The organism is Hyphomonas sp. (assembly GCF_040882205.1).
Taxonomy (GTDB): domain Bacteria; phylum Pseudomonadota; class Alphaproteobacteria; order Caulobacterales; family Hyphomonadaceae; genus Hyphomonas.
In genome coordinates, this window is record NZ_JBBEBT010000049.1 from 1 (window position 1) to 7,455 (window position 7,455).

Sequence of the window (7,455 nt, forward strand, 5' to 3'; positions counted from 1 at the left end):
CTCGTCATGTCGGTTTTCCGGTCCGGCATGAAGTTCGCCATGTAATGGCAACCGATGCCAGCGAGCGCGCGGCTGCCATCCGGCACCACGGTCGAGGTATTGTGCGGGCAGCCCGAGCAGAAATGCGGCGAGCGCACGGTGGGCGAGGCATTGGTTCGGGCCGCTTCCGAGGCGCGGCCGACGCGGTCAAAATAAGCCGCAGCGCGCGAAGTATCCCAGCCGCCGGGCAGCGCATGCATCAGCGCATTGGCGATTTCCGGAACCGTCAGCGAGGCGATGTCCGAAAGCAGAGGCGCGCCGTTTGCATCCTTCTTGCCCTCGATAACCGGGCGGCGGCTGTCCGGCAGGTCATAGAGCGCCGCCTTCAGCTGTGCTTCGATCAGCGGGCGTTTGTGCTCGATCACGATGACGCGCTCAAGGCCCGCGCAGAACTCGCGGATGCCTTGTGGCTCGAGCGGCCAGGGCATGGCCACCTTGTAGATGGTGAGGCCCAGCGCGCCCGCTTCCTGCGGACTGAGGCCGAGCGCGTCGAGCGCTTCAAATACATCGCGCGCGGCCTGTCCGGTCACGATCAGGCCGAGGCGCGGTTTGGGCGAGGGGAGAATGACATGGTCGAGCCGGTTGGCGCGCACATAGGCCTGCGCGGCCGGCAGCTTCACCTGGCGCAGGCGCGCTTCCTTGTTCAGTGGCGCGTCGCCCCGCCGCATGTGCACACCGTCTTCCGGCAGCGCGAAGTTCGGCCGCTGGATCGCGAAGCGGGCGAGGTCGACATTCACCACCGCGCCGGAGTCCATCGTGTCAGCGAGCGCGACGAGGCCGACCCAGGCGCCGGAGAAGCGGCTCATCTCCCAGCCATGGATGCCATAGTCCAGAACGTCCTGGATAGATGCGGGGTTCAGCGTCGGGATTTCGGCATCCTGCATCGCGTATTCGGACTGTGAGGGCAGGGTAGAGGATTTGCAGTTATGGTCGTCGCCGATCACAGCGAGAACGCCTCCGAGCGCGGAGGTTCCGGCAGCGTTGGCATGCTTGAACACGTCGCCCGTGCGGTCGACGCCCGGCGCTTTGCCATACCAGATGCCAAACAGGCCATCGAACCTGGCGCCCGGAAACAGACCGAGCTGCTGCGAGCCCCAGACGGCGGTCGCGCCAAGGTCCTCGTTCAGGCCTTCCCAGAACTTGATGTCATGCGCATCGAGGCGCTTCTGCACCGCGCGCAATTGCTGGTCATATCCGCCAAGCGGCGAGCCGCGATAGCCGGAGATGAATCCGCCCGTGTTGTGGCCTGCGGCAAGGTCCATCCGCTTGCGGTCAAGCGGCAGGCGCACCAGCGCCTGGATTCCCGTCATGTAAGCCTTGCCCTCGACAAGATCATATTTGTCGTCCAGCGTAACTTCGCGGTGCTTCATAAAATCTGGATCCTAGGATTCCCCAAGGTATATTATTGGGTGAATCGCGCGAAATTGCTTGCCTATATTGCGCATTTTTTGCTAATTGGGGCAATAATTTGCCTCGATAGATTGGAATTCTGGAAAATTGGCCCAAGAACTTGATAGCGTTGATGCCCGTATCCTGGACCTTATCCAGCGCGATGCGAGCCTGTCCGTAGCGGAGATTGCCGAGCGCGTGGGCCTGTCCTCATCGCCTTGCTGGCGGCGTATCAAGCGGATGGAGGAAGCCGGCTTCGTCCTTGGCCGGGTGACGCTGATCAACAATCATGCGCTCGGGCTCGACTTTGAAGTCATCGCCAGCGTCAAGCTGTCCCTGCCCAGCCGCGAAAATCTCGAGGCCTTCGAATCTATGGTACAGGCCTGGCCGGAAGTGGTTGAGTGCATGACGGTCACCGGCGCGGTGGACTATATGATCCACATCGTCACCACCGACATGCACGCCTATGACAACTTCCTGCGCGACAAGCTGCTCGGCTCGAAGCTCGTGTCCGACGTGCAGTCGCGCATCGTCATCCGGGTCGCCAAGCGCACGACGGCTCTGCCGCTCGGCCTGGTACGTCAGACCACCAAGATCAGCGACTGATCCGCAGGTCGAACGCCGAATAGTCCGACATGCTGACGCCCGGCAGGACGCTCGCGCCGGCGGCCTCGTGCGCGGCGATGCCAGTCTTCAGCGCCTCACCAATATCCGTCCCCGGATCATCGGCGCGCACCAGCACCATCGCGATCGGCCGTTGCGGCGCAGACACATCCGGGCAGATTGCCTTTCCGGCCGGGCAGGTCACATCCGCCCGGCTATATCCAAGGTCCAGCACGCTGGCCGCCACGTCGCCGGGTTCGCAGGGGAGGTTTGCTGCAATCGCCGCCCGCAAGGCATGCCCGCGCGTATGCGAGAGGAAGGTGTTCTGCTCGGACGTGCCTTCGACGGACGCTGCGCCTACCGCAATGACGCCGGTCAGGTCGCAGATGCCTGCGCCGAGTTCCAGCTTCCCGAAGGCGGTCTCAACCGGCTGGCTGAGCCCGGCGGCAAACACCGCGTCGGCGCGCGCATAGGTCCATGTCTCGTCGCCGACCAGGACATAGGCGGTAAACTCCGCAACACGTCCTGCTGCATCCGTGCCGGTGAACCGCGCTGTCTCGCGCCAGCGCGCATCTGAAAATAGCGGCGGCGGCCCGGCTTGGGGCTGCACTTCACCAACGGGCTCGGTAGCGGCCGGCTCGGCGGGCACTTCGGGCTCCGGCGTGATCGCAGGCGCCAGCGGTGGCGGCTCAGTGCGCACCAGCGGCGCAGCAGGCAGGGCGGCGGCCGGCAGCACCGGCTCTTCGCCGAGTTCGCCAGGCTGCAGCCGCAGCGACCACCAGGTCGCCCAGAGGGCCAGCAGGAAAAGCAGGAGCAGCAGCACAACGGCCCACCAGATACTCGCCCGCTCCTTCTCCGGTGGCGGCAAGTCGTAATAGTCGGTCATTCGCCCGCTCCCCTCGCAGCCTTCGCATCATACCCCGATTTTCGCCAAAGGCGATCACGGCTCCAACGCCCCGGACCGGATCAGGTTGTAACAACCTGCGTGACGTGCCCGTCCGAGCGGAGCAGGCGGCTTTGCGTGCCCCCGGGCCAGGCGCGCAGGTAGGTGATGAAATCGTTGGGATTGATGCCAACCTGACCGGGTCCCTGAAAGAATGCGCCGGGCTCGAAGCATAGCCAGGCCAGCGGGCGTTCACAGCTTGCCTCCGCGCCCGCCGCCTCCGTCATGGCCAGCAGCGCGCGGCGCACCTCGGCCGGCGGATATTGCAGGAACACAGAATGATAGATCACCGTCAGGCCTTTCCCGGGCCGCGCCGCGAGTTTTGCTTTCAACCAGTCGGCGGCGTCCGTCTTGTCCACTTTCACGCCGGTTTTCTTCGCCAGCGCAATAGCCGCGTCGATCCGGGCGAGGCGTTCGGACTGGTCAGGCCAGATATAGGATTTGAGGCGCAGGGCCGCCGAAGGGTCGGACACGTCAACCGGGTTCTGGTCGCAGGCCGCGCGGGAGGCGATCTCAACGGTCACCGGCAGATGTTCCGGCGGCGGACCAATCCAGTCCGTGTCGATCTGCACGCCGCTCGTGCCCGGCCGTGACCAACCCTGCGTCCGGTAGCCGAAGCGGTCCCAGTTCTGGATGAGGCCCGCGCTGGCGCCAAGTTCCAGAAGGTGCATGGGGCCCGGAAACGTCGCGGCCATCTTCAGGAAACCCGGCAACAGCGCGATGGACCGGCGCACTTCATTGGTCTGCGGCGGAGACTGCAGGAAAGCGCGCGCTGCAGCATCCGTGTCCGCAAGCCAGTCACGGGCGAGCGGCCAGATCCGGTTGATCTCCCACCCGGCCTCCTGCCCCGGATAGACGGCCGCCAGATCCGGCGCGGCGCGGGTGAGCACGCTGTGATGCAGGTATCCGGCGATCCGCAATGAAAGCGCATCCCGCCTCGGATTGCCCGGCCAGCCTTCGACAAGTGACGCCACCGGCCCGCCCGCCTCGATGTCGAGTGCCATCAAGGCGCACAGTTCGGCCATGAAGGGCGAGCCCAGCGTGCGGCAGAACATTGCCTGCTCGCGGAAGTGTGCGGCGATCTCGCCTGGAGACGGCGCCGCACTCATGCGTACACGGAGGGATAAATAACAGGGCTGTAGCCCGCACCGAGCGCCCCGCAGGTCAGGCGCGGCGTAAGGCGGTCGCTGCGTTCATGCAGCTCCTGCGCCGGGCCATAGCCCGCGAATGACCAGGGCTGCGCGGCGCCTGCATGCTTCAGCCACGCGCGTTCGCCCGCAGCATGCATCGCGCCGTCTGGCAGCGTGTGCGGCTGAACGGTTTCGCGCATGACCGCCTGCGTCTCCCCGGCGACCTGCACATCGAGCGCATCCACCATCTCGCCCGCCTCCAGGTAGCCGAGATAGACAAGCGCATCCCGCAACCGCGACGCGTCTGCGCGGCGGCCCTCGAAACACGGCCGGTGCCCGCCTGCCAGCTCCGTGGCTTCGTCCAGGAAAAACAGTTCGGTATAGAACCCCGGCTGCATCAGTTTGCGCCGCCGGTCCTTGAAACTCAGTACACAGATTATCCAGCGCCGCGACGTCCAGCGCCGCGCCTTAAGGGTCTGATCAGGCCGGCGCAAACAGCCGCCCCGCTTGCCCATGAGCAGACCGCGCGCCGGCACGCCGTGCAGCGCGCCAAACGGATCAACCCGGTTCTGGAGTGGCATGGGAACATCCTGAAATGAAAAAGCCCGGACGATGCCTGCTGCATCGTCCGGGCCGGGTTTCAGCCCAGAGGGCGATGCGGTATCAGGCGCGTTCAATCGCCATGGCGATGCCTTCGCCGCCGCCGATGCATAGCGACGCCATACCCTTTTTCACGCCGCGGTCTTCCATCGCCGCGATCAGCGTGATCAGCACGCGCGCGCCGGAAGCGCCGATCGGGTGGCCCATCGCGCAGGCGCCACCATGCACGTTGACGCGGTCATGACTGATGCCGAGTTCCTTCATGGCGATCATCGGCACGACTGCAAACGCTTCGTTGACCTCCCAGAGATCGACGTCCTCGATTTTCCAGCCGGCTTTTGCGAGGGCCTTCTTCATCGCGGGCACAGGCGCCGTGGTGAAGTATTCCGGCTCATGGGCATGGCTGGAGGAGGCGACGATTTTCGCCAGCGGTTTAAGGCCGCGCTTCTTGGCTTCCGATTCGCGCATCAGTACGAGGGCGGCGGCGCCGTCTGAAATTGCCGAAGCGTTGGCGGCGGTCACCGTGCCATCCTTCGAGAAGGCAGGCTTCAGCGTCGGGATCTTGTCCGGCATGGCGGTGCGGGGCAGTTCATCGGTGTCGATGATGGTATCGCCCTTCTTGCCCTTCACGGTGATCGGCGTGATCTCGCGCTTGAACTTGCCGTTCTTGGTGGCGTTCTGCGCGCGCGTCAGCGTCTCGAGTGCGTAGGCGTCCTGCTGCTCGCGGGTGAACTGGTACTCGCCAGCGATCTTGTCGGCGAACACGCCCATCGGGCCTTTCGCATAGGCATCGGTCAGGCCGTCGAGCGCCATATGGTCTTCGGCGCCCATCGTGCCGTATTTGTGGCCCTTGCGCACGTTCAGAAGGTGCGGGGCATTGGTCATCGATTCCATGCCGCCGACGATGACGATATCGGCGTCGCCCGCGAGGATGGCATTGCGGCCCATGACGGCCGCCTGCATGCCGGAGCCGCACATCTTGTTGATTGTGGTGGCTTCGAGACCCTTGTCTTCACCGGCCTTGATGCCGGCCTGGCGGGCAGGGGCCTGGCCCTGGCCTGCCGGAAGGCAGTTGCCCATGATGATCTCATTGGCCTCGCCCGGCTTCAGCTTGGCTTCGGCAACAGCGGCCTTCACCGCCAGCGCGCCAAGCTCGTTGGCGGAAAAACCAGCGAGGTCGCCCAGCAGGCCGCCCATCGGGGTGCGGGCCATACCAACGATTACAACCGGATCTTTATCGGACATGAGGGCGTTCCTTCCTGAAGTTTCTGAGCGGGTGCAATAAAGAGACTTAGGCGCTCTGACGCAGCGGTCGTCAAGGCCGGGCGGGGCTCAGCCCTTCAGCGCCGCCTCGATATCCGCCATCAGCGCGGCGTCGTCGGGCTTCACCTTCGAGCCATAGGCCTTTACCGGCGTGCCGTCGCCCTTGATCAGGACCTTGTGAAAGTTCCAGCCGGGCTCGGCGTCCTTGCCGAGCTTGTCGATGGCGGCGGCATAGAACGGGTGCGCTTCCTTGCCCTTCACATGGTACTTCCTGGTCAGGGGGAAGGTGACGCCATAATTGATCTCGCAGAAGGTTTTCACTTCCTCTTCAGTGCCCGGTTCCTGGCCCATGAAATCGTTCGAGGGAACGCCGACGATCACGAGGCCTTCGTCCTTCTTGTCCTCGTAAAGCGCCTGCAGGCCTTTGTACTGCGGCGTGAACCCGCACTTCGAGGCGGTGTTCACCACCAGGATGGCTTTCGCGCCGAGGGCGGTCAGGTCGAGCGGCTTGCCATTGATGGAGGTGAACTGGGTGGCTGACATGGTCGGGTTTTCCTTCAGGGGGGAGGGGGTCGCCGTCTCGCTGCTGGCGGGCGCGCCGCAGGCAGCGGCGAACAGGGCGGCAAGGACGGGGATGGAGAGGTGACGTCGCATGCAAGGCTCCACGCAGCTTCTTCGCATGGATATAGGGCCTGCGGCGCAGCCGCCATCCCCTCTGGTCCAAACTTCTCGGTGAAGACTATTTCTTCTTCTTGCCGTGACCGGATTTTTCCGGCGGCGCATCGACCTGGAAAGTCATCTGCATGTTGACGCGGTACATGTCGATCTTGCCGTCCCTGATCGTCGTCGACATCGCATTCACATGGCACGAGGCGAGCCCCCGCACGGTCTTTGAAAAGCGGCTGATCGCCACCTGGATCGCATCCTCGAACGACTTCGAGGACTCGGCCATGATCTCTTCTGATTTCATGATGGACATAAGCGTTTCCTTCCTTGCGGTTTACGCAAGGTCAGAGTGCGCGGTTGATGAATTTTGGCAAGCCAGATCGCGCAAAAGGCGAACCGGAACCCTACGGGCGCAAGCGCAGGCCGGCTTCAGTATTCTTGTGCCAGACAACATTCGCGTCGCCTTCCATACCCACCGAGCGCGCATTGACGTAGACAATCGCCGGCAGGCGTTCATTGGTCGGGAAGCGGATGCGCAGGCCCGTGTCGGTGAAGTCCATCACGATGCCCTTGCGGCGATAGCCGGACTCGTAGGTGACATAGACCTCGCGGTAGACCTGCACACGCACCGGACGAGCGCTGGCGGGCACGGCCGCCGCAACCTGATTGACCCGCGCGTGCTGGACCGGCGCAGACTTTCTGGAGCCAAAAAGGCGGGGCAGGAGTGACATGGTAAAGAGGATTCCGGCTTTGGGCAGTACAGTTCGCGAGCGACCATGCATAAATCGCGCCAGTTAAGGCGAGGTTGTGGCCGCCAGGGGA

8 protein-coding genes and 1 pseudogene are annotated in these 7,455 nt (G+C 64.1%); 1 reads left to right on the top strand and 8 read right to left on the bottom strand.

The window, feature by feature from the left end; all coding sequences use genetic code 11:
• A pseudogene (locus tag WEA77_RS02395) lies at positions 1–1,409 on the bottom strand (indolepyruvate ferredoxin oxidoreductase family protein); the annotation flags it as partial.
• Between the two features lie 127 nt (positions 1,410–1,536).
• Between WEA77_RS02395 and WEA77_RS02400 the strand changes: the two are divergent.
• Positions 1,537–2,034 carry an Lrp/AsnC family transcriptional regulator gene (locus WEA77_RS02400; protein ID WP_368066272.1) on the top strand — a complete coding sequence of 166 codons (498 nt, stop codon included), beginning with the start codon at positions 1,537–1,539 and terminating at the stop codon, positions 2,032–2,034.
• On the opposite strand, the gene WEA77_RS02405 is transcribed toward WEA77_RS02400, so the two are convergent.
• From WEA77_RS02405 to WEA77_RS02435, 7 genes are all read right to left on the bottom strand, one after another.
• Positions 2,024–2,917, bottom strand: coding sequence for a hypothetical protein (locus WEA77_RS02405; RefSeq protein WP_368066273.1), 894 nt, complete (start codon positions 2,915–2,917; stop codon positions 2,024–2,026). The two genes, WEA77_RS02400 and WEA77_RS02405, sit on opposite strands and share 11 nt — an antisense overlap.
• Before the next feature lie 80 nt (positions 2,918–2,997).
• Positions 2,998–4,083, bottom strand: a complete 1,086-nt coding sequence (locus tag WEA77_RS02410; RefSeq protein WP_368066274.1) for a DUF2332 domain-containing protein — start codon at positions 4,081–4,083, stop codon at positions 2,998–3,000.
• Positions 4,080–4,685 (bottom strand): hypothetical protein, encoded by a 606-nt coding sequence (locus tag WEA77_RS02415; protein ID WP_368066275.1) that lies wholly within the window; start codon positions 4,683–4,685, stop codon positions 4,080–4,082. The genes WEA77_RS02410 and WEA77_RS02415 overlap by 4 nt, the downstream gene beginning before the upstream one ends.
• An 82-nt stretch (positions 4,686–4,767) precedes the next feature.
• Entirely contained in the window at positions 4,768–5,949 is a 1,182-nt protein-coding gene (locus tag WEA77_RS02420; protein WP_368066276.1) for an acetyl-CoA C-acyltransferase, read from the bottom strand.
• Between the two features lie 87 nt (positions 5,950–6,036).
• Positions 6,037–6,621: a glutathione peroxidase gene (locus tag WEA77_RS02425; protein WP_368066277.1), complete on the bottom strand. Its 585-nt coding sequence runs from the start codon at positions 6,619–6,621 to the stop codon at positions 6,037–6,039.
• 85 nt (positions 6,622–6,706) lie between these two features.
• Entirely contained in the window at positions 6,707–6,946 is a 240-nt protein-coding gene (locus WEA77_RS02430) for a dodecin family protein (RefSeq protein ID WP_368066278.1), read from the bottom strand.
• A 91-nt stretch (positions 6,947–7,037) separates the two neighbouring features.
• A complete protein-coding gene (locus WEA77_RS02435; RefSeq protein ID WP_368066279.1) occupies positions 7,038–7,364 on the bottom strand; it encodes a hypothetical protein in 327 nt (108 codons plus the stop codon).
• Positions 7,365–7,455 lie beyond the last annotated feature (91 nt).